Here is a 17,970-nt window from a genome sequence, read left to right as displayed (position 1 = left end):
TCACATCAGCACGATGTCGTACTGCTCCTGGGAGTAGTGAGTCTCGACCTGGAAGCGGATCGTCTTGCCGATGAACTCTTCGAGATCGGCCACGGCGGACGACTCCTCATCGAGCAGCCGATCGACGACCGACTGGGAGGCCAGCACCGCGTAGGTCTCGGCGCTGTAGGCCCGCTCCTCGCGCAGGATCTCGCGAAAGATCTCGTAGCAGACCGATTCCGGCGTCTTCAGGGTGCCTCGACCGGCGCAGGTCGGACAGGCCTCGCAGAGCGTCTGCTCGAGGCTCTCCCGGGTGCGCTTGCGAGTCAGCTGCACCAGTCCCAGCTCGGTGACGCCGGTGCACTTGGTCTTGGCGTGGTCGCGCTCCAGCGACTTCTCGAGCATGCGCAGCACCTGGCGCTGATGCTCGGGCTCGTCCATGTCGATGAAGTCGATGATGATGATGCCGCCGAGATTCCTGAGCCGGAGCTGGCGAGCGATCGCGGTGGCGGCCTCGAGGTTGGTCTTGAAGATCGTCTCCTCGAGATTGCGATGCCCCACGAAGCCGCCGGTGTTGACGTCGATGGTGGTCATCGCCTCGGTGGGATCGATGACCAGATACCCGCCCGACTTGAGCTGCACCTTGCGACCGAGCGCCTTCTGGATCTCGTCCTCGACGCTGAACAGGTCGAAGATCGGCCGCTCGCCGGCGTAGTGCTCGATGCGCTCTACCGCCGTCGGCATGAACTCCTTGGCGAACTCGATCAGCTTGACGTAGTTCTCCCGCGAGTCGATGCGCACCTTCTCGATATCGTCGCGCATCACGTCGCGCAGGGTGCGCATGAACAGCGGCAGATCATCGTAGACCACGCTGGGCGCCGCCGCCGTCACCTTACGCTCGCCGACCCGGCGCCACAGGCGCAGCAGGAAGTGCATGTCGGCGGAGAGCTCCTCGAGGGTGACCCCTTCCGCAGCGGTACGCACGATGAAGCCGCCGGCGACCTCCAGCCGCTGCTCGGCGGCCGCCGCCTCGACCAGGCCGCGCAGACGGTCACGCTCGGCCTCGTCCTCGATCCGCTGGGAGACCCCGTGGTGAGGCGAGTCGGGCATGTAGACCAGGTAGCGCGACGGCACCGAGAGGTGGGTGGTCAGCCGTGCCCCCTTGGAGCCGATGGGGTCCTTGGTGGCCTGAACCACCAGCGCCTGGCCCTCGTGGAGCAGCTGCGCGATGGAGACCTGCTCGTCGGCCGGCGTGCCCGGCGGCATCACCTCGTGGGCGTGGATGAAGGCGGCGCGATCGAGGCCGATGTCGATGAAGGCTGCCTGCATGCCGGGCAGCACCCGCACCACGCGGCCCTTGTAGATATTGCCGACGATGCCGCGTCGCCGGGCACGCTCGATGAAGGCCTCCTGCAGCACGCCGTTCTCGACGACGGCCACACGGGTTTCCATCGGTGTCAGGTTAATGAGTACTTCACCGCTCATGCGGATATCCTTGTCCAGAAAGATCTGCCGCCATTATGACATAGGGGGCCGGGCCGTCCTGTGCCTCGATCAACGCCCCCTCTCCTCCCCAGGGCTAGGCCTCGTGCCACAGCGGCACGCCCTGGCGTGCCAGCAGATCCGCGGTTTCAAAGAGCGGCAGGCCGACTACCGCCGAGTGGCTGCCCTCGATGTGCTCGACGAACACCGCGGCCAGGCCCTGAATGGCGTAGCCGCCGGCCTTGTCGGCCGGTTCGCCGGTGGCCCAGTAGGCGGCAAGCTCGGCCGTTGTAAGCTCACGCATGAAGACCCGGGTCGTCACACAGGCCGTCAGCACGCCGGCGGGGCCGCTGACAGCGACCCCGGTGAGCACCTCGTGGCCACGACCGGAGAGCGAACCCAGCATGCTCGCGGCATGATCGCGGCTGGCCGGCTTGCCGAGAATCTCGCCGTCGCGCACCACGGCGGTGTCCGATCCCAGGGTCGGCAGTCGCGTGAGACGGGCTCCGGCCAGGGCCTTCTCGCGCGCCAGGCGCACCACGTAGTCAGCTGCCGACTCCGAAGGCCGCGGCGTCTCGTCGATGTCCACCGGACGCACCTCCACCGTCACGCCGATCGAAGACAGCAGGTCGCGACGGCGCGGAGAGGCCGAGGCCAGGCACAGCACGGGATCGTGGGTCATGGCGGCTCCAGGGAAAATGGCGAAGGGGTCAGTCGCGGGCGTGCCGGCGGCCCAGTGCCTCGAACAGGGTGGTGAGCCAGGGCCACAGCAGCGCCCCGATCAGCGCCGGCAACAGGAAGGAGAGTTGCATCAGGAAGGGCCCGAACAGGGTGCGCAGCCACTGCTCGGCCAGCTGGATCATGCCCAGCAGCACGAAGATCAGCACCGCCTGCTGGACCAGCGAATAGGCCCGGAAGCGCCCATAGACCAGCGCGCAGAGGAAGGCCAGCAGCGACAGCAGCAGCGCATTCTGACCCAGCGGCGCGCCCTCGATGAGATCCACCAGCAGGCCCAGCACGAAGCCATGCAGGACGCCGACCCGCAGCGGATCGCGCATGCACCAGTAGATCAGCATCAGGCCGAGCCAGTCGGGGCGCCATACCTGCCAGCCGTCGGCCAGCGGCATCACCTGCAGGCACAGCGCCAGCAGCAGGGTGAACCAGACCCACAGCAGGTTGGCGGGCGAGGACGTGGCCATCAGCGCGTCTCCTCGTTGGCCAGGGCTCCGCTCACGGCTCGGGCCGCCTCGAGGGCCGGAGCAGCCAGCTCACCCTCGGGCGGGGCGAGGGGCGTCGCGGGGGGAAAGAGCAGCAGGAAGTGGCGCGAGCGCTGCAGCTGGGCGACCGGCTCGGCGGTGACCCGGGCGAAGGGCTCGCCCGGGTCATGGACCACCGACGAGACCCGTGCCACCGGATAGCCCGGCGGAAAGCGCCCGCCCAGCCCCGAGGTGGTCAGCAGGTCACCCTCGCTGATATCGGCCGTGTCAGGGGCATGCTTGACGCTGAGGGCGTCGTAGCTGCCCATCCCCTGGACGACGAAGCGCAGCCCGTTGCGGTTGACCTGCACCGGCAGCGCATGACTGGCATCGGCCAGCAGCAGCACCCGACTGGAGTAGGCCGAGGTCGCGGTGACCTGACCCACGAGTCCCGCAGCGTCCAGCACCGGCTGGCCCACGTAGGCGCCGTCGCGACGGCCGCGGTCGATCACCATCTGATGGGTGAAGGGGTCGGGGTCCAGCGACAGCAGCTCGGCGGTGATGTAGGGGATGTCCCGCTCGCGGGTGGCCGCGAGCAGCTCGCGCAGCCGCACGTTCTCGGCCGTCAGGCTGGCCATGCGCTGCACCCGATGCGAGAGCGTCAGGATCTGCTCGCGCAGGCGGCGGTTCTCGTCGACCAGGGCACGCTGCTCGGAGAGCGCCAGCGACCCCCAGTTGAGGACGTCGCTGGGCAGGCTGACCGCCCACTGAATCGGCGCCACCAGGGTCGACAGCTGGGCACGCACGGGCTCCATGCGAGTAAAGCGCGCATCGGCATACATCAGCGCCGCGGCCAGCATCGCACACAGCAGCATGCGATAACCCGGCAGCGGTCCGTGCGAGAACAGCGGTTTAATGAGCGACCCCCTGCATCAGGCCAGCGCCTCCGTCAGTCGCTGGAGAGCAGCTCGAAGGTGTGCTGGTCGATCATTTCGAGTGCCTTGCCGCCGCCCCGGGCGACGCAGGTCAGCGGGTCCTCGGCGACGATCACCGGCAGGCCGGTCTCCTCGGCGATCAGCTTGTCGAGATCGCGCAACAGCGCGCCGCCGCCGGTCAGCACCAGGCCACGCTCGGCGATGTCGGAGGCGAGCTCGGGGGGCGACTGCTCCAGGGCGCTCTTCACCGCGGCGACGATGGAGCCCAGGGTTTCCTGGAGGGCGTCGAGGATCTCGTGGGAATTCAGCGTGAAGCTGCGCGGAATGCCCTCGGCGAGGTTGCGGCCGCGCACGTCGATCTCGCGCAGTTCACCACCCGGGTAGGCACAGCCGATCTCTTCCTTGATGCGCTCGGCGGTGGCCTCGCCGATCAGGCTGCCGTAGTGGCGCCGCACATAGGCGATGATCGCCTCGTCGAAGCGGTCGCCGCCGACGCGGATGGATTCGGAGTAGACCACCCCGTTGAGCGAGATGATGGCAATCTCGCTGGTGCCGCCGCCGATGTCGACCACCATGGAGCCCTGGGCTTCCTCCACCGGCAGGCCGGCGCCGATGGCCGCGGCCATGGGCTCCTCGATCAGGAACACCTCGCGGGCCCCGGCGCCCTCGGCAGATTCCTTGATGGCGCGCCGCTCGACCTGGGTCGACATGCAGGGCACGCAGACCAGCACGCGCGGGCTCGGCGTCAGGAAGGTGCTCTGGTGCACCTTGCGGATGAAGTACTGGAGCATCTGTTCGGTGACGGTGAAGTCGGCGATGACGCCGTCCTTCATCGGGCGAATGGCGGTAATGTTGCCGGGGGTCCGACCGAGCATACGCTTGGCATCGGCACCCACCGCTGCCACGCTGCGCATGTTGCCGGACTGGCGAATCGCCACGACCGACGGTTCATCGAGCACGATGCCGCGGCCGCGGACGTAAATCAGCGTATTGGCCGTCCCCAGATCGATCGATAGATCGCTGGAAAACAGCCCCCTCAAGCGTTTGAACATGGAGTCGTTACCTAGTGCAGTCCGGGAACCCTGTGCGGACGCAAACGGTATCACCGAGCCCCCCCAGCAGCAAGCAGAACACCCCCCATTACCGGGCTTTGTTGGACCTGCCAGCCGGGCGGCGGATGTGGTACCTTCTGCGGTCATTTCCATGACCCACCCCCTCTCGAGGACATCCGATCATGGCGCTTGAACACGCAGACGTTCTCAAGGCCGCCCATCTGGCACGGCTCGGCCTGAACGATGACGAGGCCGCCCATTACCTTGACGACCTGGGCCGCATCCTGGCGATGGTCGACCAGCTTCAGACCCTGGACACCGAGGGCGTTGCCCCCCTGGCGCACCCCCTGGAAACCACCCAGCGGCTGCGCGCCGACGAGGTCACCGAAGCCGACCAGCGCGAGGCCTTCCAGCGCTGCGCTCCCGCCGTAGATCAGGGGCTCTACCTGGTTCCCCGGGTCGTCGAATGATCCGCGTCACTCCCATCCGTTACCGGCAAGCCATCACGGAGCCCAGGGCCCATGCATGACAAGACTCTGACGGAGCTCGCCGCCGGCCTCGCGGCCGGCGAGTTCTCCAGCCGCGAGCTCACCGCGAACCTGCTCGCGCGCATCGACCGCCTCGATGGCGACCTCAACAGCTTCATCACCGTGACGCCGGAACAGGCGCTGGCCGCCGCCGACGCCGCCGATGCCGCCCGAGCCCGAGGCGAGGCCGGCCCGCTCACCGGCGTCCCGCTGGCGCTCAAGGACATCTTCTGCACCACCGGCGTCAAGACCAGCGCCGGTTCGAAGATGCTCGACAACTTCGTGGCGCCCTATGACGCCACCGTGGTCGAGAAGCTCAAGGCTGCGGGCACCGTGAGCCTGGGCAAGACCAACATGGACGAGTTCGCCATGGGCTCGTCCAACGAGAACAGCTTCTATGGCGCGGTGAAGAACCCCTGGGACGGCGCCGCGGTTCCGGGCGGCTCCTCCGGCGGCAGCGCCGCCGCCGTGGCCGCGGGCCTGGTGCCCGCCGCCATGGGCACCGACACCGGCGGCTCGATCCGCCAGCCGGCCGCCTTCTGCGGCATTACCGGCCTCAAGCCCACCTACGGGCGCGTCTCGCGCTACGGCATCATCGCCTACGCCTCGAGCCTCGACCAGGCCGGCCCCATGGCGCGCACCGCCGCCGACTGCGCCCACCTGCTCGGCGCCATCGCCGGCCACGACCTGCGTGACTCCACCAGCGTGGCGCGCGGCGTGCCGGACTACACCGCCGAGCTCGACGCGCCGCTCGCCGGCCTCAAGATCGGCCTGCCGACCGAGTACTTTGGCGACGGCCTCGACCCCGAGGTCGAGAGCGCCGTGCGCGAGGCGATCCGCGTGTACGAGTCGCTGGGCGCCACCGTGCGCGAGGTAAGCCTGCCGCACACCCACTACGCCATCCCGGCCTACTACGTCATCGCCCCCGCGGAGGCCTCCTCCAACCTGGCGCGCTACGACGGCGTGCGCTTCGGCCACCGCTGCGAGGCCCCCACCGACCTCACCGACCTCTACCTGCGCAGCCGCGCCGAGGGCTTCGGCGAGGAGGTCCAGCGGCGCATCCTGATGGGCACCCACACCCTCTCCGAGGGCTTCTTCGACGCCTACTACAAGAAGGCCCAGCAGGTCCGCCGGCTGATCCGCCAGGACTTCCTCGACGCCTTCGACGAGGTCGACGTGCTGATGGGCCCGGCCTCGCCGACCCCGGCCTTCGACCTGGGGGCGAAGAAGGATCCGGTCTCGATGTACCTGCAAGACATCTACACCATCGCCATCAACCTGGCGGGCATCCCCGGCATCAGCGTGCCGGCCGGCTTCGCCGGCGGCCGCCCCGTGGGTCTTCAAATCCTCGGCACCCACTTCGCCGAGGCGCGGCTGCTCAACGTCGCCCACCAGTTCCAGCAGGCCACCGACTGGCACCTGCGTCGTCCCGGGATCATTGAGGAGACCGCCTGATGCAATGGGAAACCGTGATCGGGCTGGAGGTCCACGTCCAGCTCGCCACCCGTTCCAAGATCTTCTCCGGCGCCTCGACCGCCTTCGGTGCCGAGCCCAACAGCCAGGCCTGTGCCGTCGATCTGGGCATGCCCGGCGTGCTGCCGGTCCTCAACGAGGCCGCCGTGGCCATGGCCGTGCAGTTCGGCCTGGGCATCCACGCCGAGATCCCCGAGGTCTCGGTGTTTGACCGCAAGAATTACTTCTATCCGGACCTGCCCAAGGGCTACCAGACCAGCCAGATGTATCACCCCATCGTCGGGCCCGGCGAGGTGGAGATCACCCTGGACGACGGCAGCACCAAGGCCATTCGGGTGCATCACGCCCACCTCGAGGAGGATGCCGGCAAGTCGCTCCACGAGACCTTCTCCGACGGCATGGGCCAGGCCATGACCGGCATCGATCTGAATCGTGCCGGCACGCCGCTGCTGGAGATCGTCTCCGAGCCGGACATGCGTTCGGCCAAGGAGGCCGCGGCCTACCTCAAGGCAATCCACTCCATCGTCACCTACCTGGGGATCAGCGACGGCAACATGGCCGAGGGTTCGATGCGCTGCGACGTCAACGTCTCGGTGCGTCCCAAGGACCAGGCGGCCTTCGGCACCCGCGCCGAGATCAAGAACGTCAACTCCTTCCGCTTCGTCGAGCGCGCCATCGCCTTCGAGGTGGAGCGCCAGATCGAGCTGCTCGAGGACGGCGGCGAGGTGGTCCAGGAGACGCGCCTCTATGATCCCGAGCGCGACGAGACCCGCAGCATGCGCACCAAGGAGCAGGCCAACGACTACCGCTACTTCCCCTGCCCCGACCTGCTGCCGGTGGTGCTCGACCAGGCCTACGTCGACCATCTGCGCGACAACCTTCCGGAGCTGCCCGCCGACAAGCGCGCCCGCTTCCAGGAAGAGATGGGCCTCTCGGCCTATGACGCCGGCGTGCTCTCGGCGAGCCGCGAGATGGCCGAGTTCTTCGAGCAGGTCAATGATGTCTGCGGCGATGCCAAGCAGGCCGCCAACTGGGTGCAGGGCGAGCTTTCCGGCGCGCTGAACCGCGAGGGCCTGCCGATCCAGAGTAGCCCGGTCTCGGCGCGTCAACTCGGCGAACTGGTCGCTCGGATCATCGATGACACCATCAACGGCAAGGCCGCCAAGCAGGTTTTCCAGGCGCTGTGGAACGGCGAAAGCGACAGCGCCGACGCGGTGATCGAAGCCAAGGGCCTCAAGCAGGTCACCGACACCGGCGCCATCGAGGCGATGATCGACCAGGTGATCGCGGACAGCCCGGCCCAGGTGGCCCAGTACCGTGACGCAGAGCCCGACAAGCGCGGCAAGATGATCGGCTATTTCGTCGGCCAGGTGATGAAGGCCTCGCGGGGCACCGCGAACCCCCAGCAGGTCAACGGCCTGCTCAAGGAAAGGCTCGACGCCCTGTGCTGAGCGCCGGGGCGGGCGCCCTCAGCGCCCGCCCCTTCAATGTCAAAGGACAACTCCCCATGGCAGACGATGTCGGCGCGCGCCTACGTGCCTTGCGCACCCTGAGAGGGGTCTCCCAACGCGAGCTAGCCAAGCGCTGCGGCGTCACCCACTCCAGCCTGTCGCTGATCGAGCAGGGCAAGGTCTCGCCCTCGGTAAGCTCACTGAAGAAGATCCTCGACGCCATTCCCATGAGCGTCGGTGACTTCTTCACCATGGATCTGGAGAGCCGCAACCAGGTGTTCTATTCGGCCGACGAGCTGGCCGACGTGGGCATCGGAGACGTCATTTACAAGCTGGTGGGCGCCAACCGCGCCAGCCGCGCGCTGGCCTTCATGATAGAGACCTACCCCCCCGACGCCGACACTGGCCGCGAGATGATCGCCCACCAGGGCGAAGAGGCCGGCGTGGTGCTGGAGGGGCAGATCGAGATCACCATCGGCGCTGAGACACGACTACTCTCGGTCGGCGAAGCCTACTACTTCGACACCAACGTGCCCCATCGCTTCCGCAACCCGGGTGATGCACCCTGCCGCCTGGTCAGCTGCGCCACCCCGGCGCGGACCTTCTGAGCCCCCGGCTCAGGCATTCTTCAACTTCTCGATCTTGTCGCGCAGCGCCTCCGCCTCCTCGGTCAGCGAGGCGTTTGCGCGCATGTCGCCATTGCGGGCGGCCAGCATCGCCTGTTCGAGTTTCTGCTCATACTGTTTCTGGAGTTTCTTTACCGGATCCTTCTTGAGCCAGTTCAACATGCAAATTCCTCCACGGATCATCGTTGCCTGCACAACACTCGGACAAACATTGTACAAGAAAAACTCCATGCGCGCCCGTCGCGTCGTTTTGACAAGCGCTGCGTGCTCGGAAAGAATGATTTTGAAAAATATTTCCACCAAAACGGAGGCCGCATGCCAATCATCAACGTCCAGCTCATCGAAGGGCGCAGCGCAGAACAGAAGGAAGCCCTGATCGAGAAGGTCACCGCCGCCTGTGTCGACGCCATCGACTGCACCCCGGAGAGCGTGCGCATCCTGCTCTCCGACGTTGCCACCCAGGACTTCGGCGTCGCCGGCGAATCTGTCAAGCGCCGTCGCCAGGCCCAATCGTAAACGCACCGCCGCCCCGGTCACCTTGAGCCGGGGCCTCGCCACTCTCCCCTTTCCCCGCCCCACCGCACCCGGCTTTTCTCCTCACGCCAGCAGTGGCGAGCCCTTACAAGGAGCGTCCCCAGCCGCCCGCCGACGCCAGCCCTCCTCTCCTTTTGCCCCCTCCGTCTTCGCCGCCCTTTCTTCGACTCTGATGCAGCGCCTCCTGGCGAAATAACGACACATCACTCCAAGGCCACCATCTCATTAGAAATTATTTGTACAAGAATCATATAAGAATTACCCTACGGTGACGTTAAGGCCGCATCCCCGCCGAGCCCGCTCCCGACGCCCTCCCACAAGGAACCCTCCACTCATGCCACTCTCGAAAGGCCGAACCGCCCGCCTCGGCATTCGCGCCCGCCTCGCTGGCGGCTTCGCCGCCGTCCTTACCCTGATGGTCCTGCTCACTGCCATCGGCATCGATCAGGTCAAGCGCATCGACCGCAACCTGACCACCATCAACGACATCAACGGCGTCAAGATGCGTCACGCCATCGATTGGCGCGGCAGCGTCCATGACCGCGCCATCCTGCTGCGCGACATGACGCTGGTGACCGATCCCGACGAGCTGCAGGATATCCAGGCTCACTTCCAGCGACTGATCGACGACTATCAGGAGGCCAGCCAGGGCATGAACGGGGTGGTGAGCGACCACGGTGCCAATGCGAGGGAGGCACGCCTGCTCGAGATCATCGACGACCAGGCGAACCAGACCAATGCCCTGGCCGGCAGGATCATCGGCGAGCGCAACCGCGACAACGTTGCGGCGGCGCGCCGAATCTTGCTCGACGAAGCCGGTCCGGCGTTCTTCCAGTGGCTCGACGACATCAACGCCTTCATCAACTATCAGGAGGCGGAAACCGCACGCGACACCGCCAGCGCTCGGGACACCGCCTCGGGCTTCCAGCTCCTGATGCTGGCCCTGTGCCTCGCAGCCTTGCTGATCGGGACCCTGATCGCCTTCTTGCTGTCGCGCCAGCTGCTGCGCGAACTGGGCGCCGAACCCCACGAAGTAAAGGCCTTCGCCGAGGCCATCGGCCGCGGGGAGCTGGTCGTCGACGGCAAGCTACGCGACGGTGACCGCCGCAGCATCATGGCCGCCCAGGTCGCCATGGCCCGGCAGCTGCAGGATATCGTCGCCCAGGTACGCACCGCCGCCGAGTCGGTGGCGAGCAACAGCGAGCAGATCGCCTCGGGCAACGGCGAGCTCGCCTCGCGCACCGAGCAGCAAGCCAGCGCCCTGTCCCAGACCGCCTCGGCGATGGAGGAGCTCAACGCGACCGTGAGCCAGAACACCAGCAACGCCGAACAGGCCAGCCGAGAGAGCGAGGAGGCGGCGAGCCTGGCCACCCGAGGCGGCCAGGCTGTCCAGCAGGTGACCGAGACCATGGCGAAGCTTGACGAAAGCGCCGGCGAGATCGCCAGCATCACCTCCACCATCGACGAGATCGCCTTCCAGACCAATATCCTGGCACTGAACGCCTCGGTGGAGGCGGCGCGCGCCGGCGAGCACGGACGTGGCTTCGCCGTGGTAGCGTCCGAGGTACGCAACCTCGCCCAGAAGAGCGCCACCGCAGCCCAGGAGATCAGCGATCGCATTGCTCGCAACGGCGAGCGCGTCAAGCACGGCAACGCCCGCGCCGCCGAGGCCAGCCAGGCCACCGAGGAGATCGTCGCTACCATCGAGCGAGTCAGCAGGATCATGCAGGAGATCAGCGAGGCGAGCGCCGAACAGCGCGCCGGTGTGCAGGAAACCGGAACCGCCGTGACTCAGATGGACCGCGTCACGCAGCAGAACGCCGCCCTGGTGCAGGAGAGCGCTTCCTCGGCCGACAACCTCAGCCAGCACGCTCGACAGCTGATGACCGCCATGTCGGCCTTCCGCCTGCCCGGGCAGCCACCGGCGGACGCTCGAGACGACGCGCCCCGGGCGGGCAGCGCGCAGACTACATCACGCGACGCCTCCCACCCCGCAACGTCACCCCGGCGCGAACCTGACTGGGCCGACTTCTGACCGCCCTCTCGTGAAGGCCTAACGTGAAGGCCTAATGCGAAGACCTAATGCGAGGGCCAACGACGAACGGTGCCCGCCTGAACAGGCGGGCACCGTCGTCATGGGCTGTGTCGGGCTCAGGCCATGCCGACGGCCCGGTCCGCCGCGTTCAGGTCGCGAGCGTCATCCATACGCTCTTCAGGTCGGAGTACTCCTCCAGCGAGTGGTGGGACTTGTCGCGGCCGTTGCCCGACTGCTTGACCCCGCCGAAGGGCACCGTCTGGTCCATGTCCGCCCAGTTATTGACGAACACCTGGCCCGAGCGCAGCCTCCGGGTGATGCGCATGATGCGATCGATGTCCTGGCTCCACAGCCCGGCCGCGAGGCCATAGTCGCTGTCGTTGGCGAGCCGCACCGCCTCCTCCTCACTATCGAAGCCGAACACCGCGAGCACCGGGCCGAAGATCTCCTCGCGGCCGATGGCCATGGTCTCGGTGACGCCGTCGAACACCGTCGGCGGAATAAAGAGCCCCTTGCCGTCGACCTCGGTGGCTTCACCACCGGTGCGCAGGGTCGCGCCCTCCTCCACGCCGCGACGGATGTAGTCGAGCACCCGCTCGTGCTGGGCGCGATCGACCATGGCGCCCATGAAGCTCGCCGGATCCAGCGGGTCGCCGGGCTGCATGGCCTCGGCGGCGGCCAGCACCTTGTCGACGAAGGCCTCGCGGATCGAATTCTCGACCAGCAGCCGAGAGCCGGCGATGCACACCTCGCCCTGGTTGTGGAAGATCGCCGCGGCGGCGTGCTTGGCCACCCGATCCAGGTCCTTGCAGTCGGCGAAGACCAGGTTCGGGCTCTTGCCGCCGCACTCCAGGAACACCTTCTTGAGGTTCGACTGACCGGCGTACTGCATCAGCTGCTTGCCGACCCCGGTGGAGCCGGTGAAGGCCAGGCAGTCGACCTCCATGGAGAGCGCCAGCGCGCGGCCCACGGTGTGGCCGAAGCCCGGCAGCACCTGGAAGACGCCCCGCGGCAACCCGGCCTCCTGGGCCAGGCTCGCCAGGCGCAACGCCGAGAGCGGCGACTTCTCCGAGGGTTTGAGGATGACGCTGTTGCCGGCGGCCAGCGCCGGGGCGATCTTCCAGGCGGTCATCATCAGCGGGAAGTTCCAGGGCACGATACAGGCCACCACGCCCAGCGGCTCGCGCAGCACCAGCCCCAGGGCGTTGTCGCCGGTGGGCGCGACCTCGCCGTAGAGCTTGTCGATGCACTCGGCCTGGTAGCGCAGGCAGCCGATGGCGCCGGCCAGGTCGCCCAGCGCGCTCGAGACCGGCTTGCCCATGTCCAGGGTGTCGAGCAGCGCCAGCTCGTGCCTGTGCGCCGCCATCAGGTCGGCCAGCTTGAGCAGCACGGCCTTGCGCCTGCCCGGGGCGAGGCGCGACCAGGCGCCGCCGTCGACGGCGGCCCGGGCGGCCGCCACGGCGACCTCGGCATCGGCGGCGTCGCAGCTCGCCACCTCGGCGAGCGCCGCGCCGGTGGCCGGGTTCACGGTGGTCAGGGTCGCGCCGTCGGCGGCATCGACGAAGGCGTCGTCGATAAAGGCGCGGGTCTCGAGACCCTTCTCGACGGTCAGCTCGGCGGCCAGCGCCTGCCAGGCGGCGTGGGTAGTCGAGTGCGATGCGAGGCTCATGCGCGAGTCTCCTCTGAGTGAAGGGCATCGGTCGGCGCCGCGACGCGCTGGTCGGCCAGGCGGCGGGCGGTCTCGTTCAGGGCCTGGCGCGCCAGGCACACCAGTTCGTCGATCTCGTCGCGGGTGATCACCAGCGGCGGGGCGATGATCATGGTATCGCCCACCGAGCGCATCACCAGTCCGGTGGCGAAACAGATGTCCCGGCACAGATTACCGGCAGACAAGGCCTTGTCGAAGCGCTCTTCCGTGGCCGGGTCGATCAGCTCCAGCGCGCCCATCAGGCCCAGCGAGCGCGCCTCGCCGACCAGGGGGTGGTCGCCAAGCTCGGCCCAGAGCTCGGCCAGATAGGGGCCCAGGTCGTCGCGGACCCGCTCGACGATCGCCTCGGCCTCCAGCAACTCCAGGTTCTTGAGCGCCACGGCGGCGCAGGTCGGGTGCCCCGAGTAGGTGAAGCCGTGACAGAACTCGCCGCCCTCCTCGATCAGGGTGTCCGCCACGCGGTCGCCCACCAGCACGCCACCGATCGGCAGGTAGCCCGAGGAGAGCCCCTTGGCGATCGGCATCAGGTCAGGCGCAAGGCCGAAGTGCTGGCTGCCGAACCAGGCGCCGAGGCGCCCGAAGCCGCAGATCACCTCGTCGGCGATCAGCAGGATGTCGTACTTGGCGAGCACTGCCTTGACCGCCGGCCAGTAGCTCGCCGGCGGCATGATGGCGCCGCCGGCCCCCTGCACCGGCTCGGCGATGAAGGCCGCGACCTTATCCTCGCCGAGCTCGAGGATCTTCTCTTCCAATGCCGCGGCGCAGGCGCGCCCGAAGGCCTCCGGCGACTGATCCTGTCCTTCACCGAACCAGTAGGGCTGGCGCACGTGGGTGATGCCGGGCACGCAGGGACCGCCCTGATCGTGCATCGGCGCCATGCCCCCCAGGCTCATGCCCGCCACGGTGGAGCCGTGATAGCCATTCTCGCGACCGATGATCCACTGCTTCTCGGGCTTGCCCTTAAGCGCCCAGTAGCGACGCACCATGCGCAGCACGGTGTCATTGGCCTCGGACCCGGAGCCGGTGAAGAAGACGTGGTTGATGTGGGGCGGCGCCAGCGCACAGAGTTTCTCGGCGAGGCGCGCGACGGGCGGGTGGGTCGTATTGAAGAAGGTGTTGTAGTAGGGCAGCTCGGTCATCTGCACCGCGGCCGCCTCGACCAGCTCGCGGCGGCCGTAGCCGAGGTTCACGCACCACAGGCCGGCCATGCCATCGAGGATGCGATGGCCCTCGCTGTCGTGGACGTAGACGCCCTGGGCATGGGTGATGACGCGACTGCCCTGCTCGCCCAGTGCCTTGAAGTCGGTGAAGGGGTGCAGGTGGTGGGCCCGATCCAGGTCCTGACAGGCTTGAGTCTGCATGGTGCGTCTCCGTTGTCGCGGGCCCTCAGGCCGGCAGGGGCTCGATGCGCGCCTGGCGCTGCATGCAGGCCTGGGCGAAGGCGGTGAACAGGGCGTCGTAGAGCGGGTGCTCACGGGGACGCCACTCGGGGTGCCACTGCACCGCCAGGGTGAAGGCCGGCGCGTCGGTGACCGAGATCGCCTCGATCAGGCCGTCCGGCGCCATGGCCTCGGCGGTGAGGCCTTCGCCGAGTCGCTCGACGCCCTGCTGGTGCAGGGAGTTCACCCTGGCCTGCCGCTCGGGGTAGAGGGCCGCCAGCCGACCGCCCGGAAGGATCTCCAGGTCGTGGCTGGGGGCATACTGGGTCTCGCGATCGCCGGCCGGTTCCCGGTGATCGAACCTGCCTGGGACATTCTGCACCGCCTGGTGGAGGCTGCCGCCGAAGGCCACGTTGAGCTCCTGGAAGCCTCGGCAGATGCCCAGCAGCGGCACGCCAAGGTCCAGGGCCACCGGCAACCAGGCCATGGCTGCGGCATCGCGGCTCGGATCGTCCCGGGTGTTCTGCGGCTCGCGCTCGGCCCCGTAACGCTGCGGCACCACATTGGTGTAGCTGCCGGTCAATACCAGACCATCCAACCGGGTCAGCAGGAGCTTGATGTCGGCCCCCTCGACGGTCTCCCAGACCGGCAGCACCACCGGTTCGAGGCCATACTGCCGCAGGGCGGTGAGATACTTGTCGGTCACCATGTGCGCGGGGTGGCCTTCCACCTCGCGGCGACAGGCGATCACCCCCACCAGGGGTCGAGTCTGCATGGCAGCCTCCTTGAAAGGTTCAGCGTCGGGGTTGTTAGGCTTTTCTCAACATAACGTGGTTGATTAATCTTGCCAACCTATGCAGCGCCACCCTCGGGCATGACAAAAATAAACTGATTACTTTCAATTGCTTACTATATTAGTATAAGAGTATAGACAGGAAACGCCGAAACAGGCGTAAATTATTTGACAACATATGCGCTTCACTCAAAGATGACCACAACGCCACCACCCCAAGAAAACAGGTGTCATCATGCCGCCCCTTCCCGTCGACGAAGCCCGTGACTTCCTGGAACGCCACCCCGACATTGCCAGCATCGACCTGCTGATCAGCGACCTCAACGGCGTACCGCGCGGCAAGCGCATCCCGCGCGAGAACCTGGAGAAGGCCTATCGAGACGGGGTTAACCTGCCCGCCTCGGTGTTCGCCCTGGACATCCTCGGCAACACCATCGAGGAGACCGGGCTGGGGCTCTCCAGCGGCGACGGCGATCGGGTCTGCCGCCCCATTCCTGGCACGCTGATGCCGAGCCCCTGGCTTCGCAATGGCCGCCAGGCCCAGCTGCTGATGACCATGATCGAGGTCGACGACGCCCCCTTCTTCGCCGATCCTCGCCAGGTGCTATTCCGCGTGCTCGAGCGCTTCCGCGGGGCGGGCCTTAGGCCGGTGGTCGCCGTGGAGATGGAGTTCTACCTGGTCGACCGTCAGCGCGACGGCCTGGGCATGACCCAACCGCCCTGCTCGCCGGCGAGCGGCGAGCGAGCCACCCACAGCCAACTCTACTCGATCAGCGAACTCGACGAGTACGCCGACTTCCTCGAGGAGATCCACTCGGCGGCTCGCACCCAGGGCCTGCCGCTGGATACCGCCCTCAAGGAGTGCGCCCCGGGCCAGTTCGAGATCAACCTGATCCATTGCGACGATGCCCTGACGGCCTGCGACAGCGCCGTGCTGCTCAGGCGACTGATCAAGGGCGTGGCACTGAGGCATGGCTTCGAGGCCACCTTCATGGCCAAGCCCTATGGCGAGGAGGCCGGCAGCGGCACCCATGTCCACATCAGCCTGCTCGACGAGGCGGGACGCAACGTCTTCGCGGCCGAAGATCAGGACCCGCTGGGCACGCCTCGGCTCAAGCAGGCCGTGGCCGGGTTACTGGCGCTGATGCCGGCCTCCATGGCGCTGTTCGCCCCCAATCTCAACTCCTTCCGCCGCTTCCAGCCGGGCCTCTACGTGCCCATGGCCCCGACCTGGGGCTACGACAACCGCTCGGTAGCGGTGCGCATCCCCTCGGGGCCCAACGAGGCGCGGCGCATCGAGCACCGGGTGGCCGGCGCCGACGTCAATCCCTACCTGCTGATGGCGACGCTGCTGGCCGCCATCGACCATGGCCTGCAGCATCGCGCCACGCCGCCCCCGGCGATCACCGGCAACGCCTACGACCAGGTAGCGCCCAGCCTGACCAATAGCTGGTGCCAGGCGCTGGCCCTGCTAGAGGACAGCGAGGTGCTCGCCGAGGCCCTCGGACGCGACTTCCTCCACGTTTTCTTGGCCAATCGCCGCGCCGAGCGCGACCAGGCCATGCAGGCGGTGAGCAAGCTGGAGTACGACTGGTACCTGCGCCAGGTCTGAATAACGACATCAGCGCCTGCTTCTGCTCGGACTCCTCGGTGCTCTCCTCCCAGGGCAGCGGCTGACAACCGATGCAGCACGCCTTGACTCACTTCGCCTACGCGCTGATCGGGGCCTGGCGCTGGGCGTTCTGCTGGCCTGAGGCGACTGACCTGGGACGCTGCCCGGCCGCATCGCCCACCCTCAACGACCGCGCCCCAGCCAGAGATGGCCGGGGCGCGGTCGTTGGGGATAGTGACGCCGAGATGGGGCGCGATGGCGCTCAGGTCTCCTGGGCGACGTCGTCCCGGGAAGAGACGGCGTCCCACTGGGGACGCCCCTCCTCGAGCAGCACCCGGTCACCCTCAGGGGGGGTGTCCAGGCGAGTGGTCTCGACCCGCTCGCCGCGGCGCCAGGTGACCTCATAGCCCTCGGTCTCCTGACGGGTGTCGACCACGGTGCGGCACTCCTGGCGAGTGGTGGTGCGCGGCTGGGACGCCGCCGCCTGGGCGTGCTGGCGCGCCTCCACCCGCTCCTGAACCTCACGGCCGGCCAGGCCGCCGCCGATGGCCCCGGCCACGGTGGCGATCTTCTTGCCGCTGCCGCCGCCGACCTGGTTGCCCAAGAGCCCACCGACGATGGCGCCGGCGGCGGTGCCCAGCACGCGGTGGGGATCGCGGCTGGCACCCTGTCCCGCCGGGGCCTCCTGGGGCGGCAACTCCACGACCACCTGCTCGCAGACCTCGCGGGGCGTTTCCACGGTGCGCGTCAGGGTCTCGACGTTGGTGATCTGGGCGTATTCGGGCCCGCGCTGCGCCTCCTGGACCTGCCAGGCCCCGAGGGCGATGCCGCCCAGCCCCAGTACGGCCAGGGTGGAGCCCACCACGATCGACTTGCTCATCTTTCACCTCCTGGAAGACGCGGCTGCGCCTCATGACTGTCACGGACGGTTGTCACGGTCACCGGGAGATGCGTGACGAAAAAAGGGTGCGATGGCGATGACGCCTCCTGCGTCACTCGCTGATCGCACCCAGTATACGGTGCCGGCTCCCCGGACTTCAGTACTCCCCCGCTGGTTTCACAATCCCTGCCCCGCTGTCGGCAGACGCCGACAGCGCAGGCTTCGCCGCCTTACCGGCGTAGTGGGTCGCACCCAGCGACCGGGACGATGGCCCAACACCCGATGCCCAGGGCCGCCGACGCCAAAGG

At 67.7% G+C, this 17,970-nt stretch carries 17 protein-coding genes; 7 read left to right on the top strand and 10 right to left on the bottom strand.

Going from position 1 to position 17,970, the window contains the following annotated elements; translation table 11 throughout:
* The 5 genes from rng to BM388_RS00330 form a co-directional block, all read right to left on the bottom strand.
* On the bottom strand, positions 1 to 1,464 hold the full coding sequence (rng, locus tag BM388_RS00350; RefSeq protein ID WP_089846030.1) for a ribonuclease G: 1,464 nt from the start codon (positions 1,462 to 1,464) through the stop codon (positions 1 to 3).
* 94 nt (positions 1,465 to 1,558) lie between these two features.
* Positions 1,559 to 2,143 carry a Maf family protein gene (locus BM388_RS00345; RefSeq protein ID WP_089846028.1) on the bottom strand — a complete coding sequence of 195 codons (585 nt, stop codon included), beginning with the start codon at positions 2,141 to 2,143 and terminating at the stop codon, positions 1,559 to 1,561.
* Positions 2,144 to 2,171: 28 nt separating this feature from the next.
* Positions 2,172 to 2,660, bottom strand: coding sequence for a rod shape-determining protein MreD (gene mreD, locus BM388_RS00340; protein ID WP_089846026.1), 489 nt, complete (start codon positions 2,658 to 2,660; stop codon positions 2,172 to 2,174).
* A complete protein-coding gene (mreC, locus tag BM388_RS00335; RefSeq protein WP_089846025.1) occupies positions 2,660 to 3,532 on the bottom strand; it encodes a rod shape-determining protein MreC in 873 nt (290 codons plus the stop codon). The genes mreD and mreC overlap by 1 nt, the downstream gene beginning before the upstream one ends.
* Before the next feature lie 74 nt (positions 3,533 to 3,606).
* Positions 3,607 to 4,644 (bottom strand): rod shape-determining protein, encoded by a 1,038-nt coding sequence (locus BM388_RS00330; RefSeq protein ID WP_089846023.1) that lies wholly within the window; start codon positions 4,642 to 4,644, stop codon positions 3,607 to 3,609.
* A 182-nt stretch (positions 4,645 to 4,826) separates the two neighbouring features.
* Between BM388_RS00330 and gatC the strand changes: the two genes are divergently transcribed.
* The 4 genes from gatC to BM388_RS00310 are packed head-to-tail and all read left to right on the top strand — an operon-like array spanning position 4,827 to position 8,703.
* Positions 4,827 to 5,114 carry an Asp-tRNA(Asn)/Glu-tRNA(Gln) amidotransferase subunit GatC gene (gene gatC, locus BM388_RS00325; protein WP_089846021.1) on the top strand — a complete coding sequence of 96 codons (288 nt, stop codon included), beginning with the start codon at positions 4,827 to 4,829 and terminating at the stop codon, positions 5,112 to 5,114.
* Between the two features lie 51 nt (positions 5,115 to 5,165).
* Positions 5,166 to 6,626, top strand: coding sequence for an Asp-tRNA(Asn)/Glu-tRNA(Gln) amidotransferase subunit GatA (gene gatA / locus BM388_RS00320; RefSeq protein ID WP_089846019.1), 1,461 nt, complete (start codon positions 5,166 to 5,168; stop codon positions 6,624 to 6,626).
* Positions 6,626 to 8,095, top strand: a complete 1,470-nt coding sequence (gene gatB / locus BM388_RS00315; protein WP_089846017.1) for an Asp-tRNA(Asn)/Glu-tRNA(Gln) amidotransferase subunit GatB — start codon at positions 6,626 to 6,628, stop codon at positions 8,093 to 8,095. Before gatA ends, gatB begins: the two co-directional genes overlap by 1 nt.
* Positions 8,096 to 8,151: 56 nt before the next feature.
* Positions 8,152 to 8,703, top strand: a complete 552-nt coding sequence (locus BM388_RS00310) for a cupin domain-containing protein (protein WP_089846015.1) — start codon at positions 8,152 to 8,154, stop codon at positions 8,701 to 8,703.
* A gap of 9 nt (positions 8,704 to 8,712) precedes the next feature.
* On the opposite strand, the gene BM388_RS17490 is transcribed toward BM388_RS00310, so the two are convergent.
* Positions 8,713 to 8,883, bottom strand: a complete 171-nt coding sequence (locus BM388_RS17490; protein WP_139233880.1) for a DUF6435 family protein — start codon at positions 8,881 to 8,883, stop codon at positions 8,713 to 8,715.
* A gap of 153 nt (positions 8,884 to 9,036) precedes the next feature.
* Between BM388_RS17490 and BM388_RS00305 the strand changes: the two genes are divergently transcribed.
* Positions 9,037 to 9,237, top strand: coding sequence for a tautomerase family protein (locus BM388_RS00305; protein WP_089846013.1), 201 nt, complete (start codon positions 9,037 to 9,039; stop codon positions 9,235 to 9,237).
* 352 nt (positions 9,238 to 9,589) lie between these two features.
* Entirely contained in the window at positions 9,590 to 11,290 is a 1,701-nt protein-coding gene (locus BM388_RS00300; RefSeq protein ID WP_089846011.1) for a methyl-accepting chemotaxis protein, read from the top strand.
* A gap of 148 nt (positions 11,291 to 11,438) precedes the next feature.
* Here BM388_RS00300 and BM388_RS00295 read toward each other — a convergent pair whose 3' ends face one another.
* Genes BM388_RS00295 through BM388_RS00285 form a run of 3 tightly spaced genes read right to left on the bottom strand, consistent with a single transcriptional unit; the run spans position 11,439 to position 15,152 of the window.
* Positions 11,439 to 12,959 (bottom strand): aldehyde dehydrogenase, encoded by a 1,521-nt coding sequence (locus BM388_RS00295; RefSeq protein WP_089846009.1) that lies wholly within the window; start codon positions 12,957 to 12,959, stop codon positions 11,439 to 11,441.
* Complete coding sequence (locus tag BM388_RS00290) at positions 12,956 to 14,359, bottom strand: aspartate aminotransferase family protein (protein WP_089846007.1); 1,404 nt, start codon at positions 14,357 to 14,359, stop codon at positions 12,956 to 12,958. Before BM388_RS00290 ends, BM388_RS00295 begins: the two co-directional genes overlap by 4 nt.
* 25 nt (positions 14,360 to 14,384) lie before the next feature.
* Positions 14,385 to 15,152, bottom strand: coding sequence for a gamma-glutamyl-gamma-aminobutyrate hydrolase family protein (locus tag BM388_RS00285; protein ID WP_089846005.1), 768 nt, complete (start codon positions 15,150 to 15,152; stop codon positions 14,385 to 14,387).
* Between the two features lie 253 nt (positions 15,153 to 15,405).
* Here BM388_RS00285 and BM388_RS00280 point away from each other — a divergent pair, with 253 nt between their 5' ends.
* Positions 15,406 to 16,782 (top strand): glutamine synthetase family protein, encoded by a 1,377-nt coding sequence (locus tag BM388_RS00280; protein WP_089846003.1) that lies wholly within the window; start codon positions 15,406 to 15,408, stop codon positions 16,780 to 16,782.
* Between the two features lie 262 nt (positions 16,783 to 17,044).
* Here the strand turns inward: BM388_RS00280 and BM388_RS00275 are convergent, their stop codons facing one another.
* A complete protein-coding gene (locus BM388_RS00275) occupies positions 17,045 to 17,662 on the bottom strand; it encodes a glycine zipper 2TM domain-containing protein (protein WP_089846001.1) in 618 nt (205 codons plus the stop codon).
* Positions 17,663 to 17,970: the final 308 nt, after the last annotated feature.

This window comes from Halomonas saccharevitans, from assembly GCF_900116405.1.
In the GTDB taxonomy this organism is placed as follows: Bacteria; Pseudomonadota; Gammaproteobacteria; order Pseudomonadales; family Halomonadaceae; genus Halomonas; species Halomonas saccharevitans.
The sequence above is the reverse complement of the archived record's forward strand: the minus strand, read 5'-3'. Positions and strand labels throughout refer to the sequence as shown.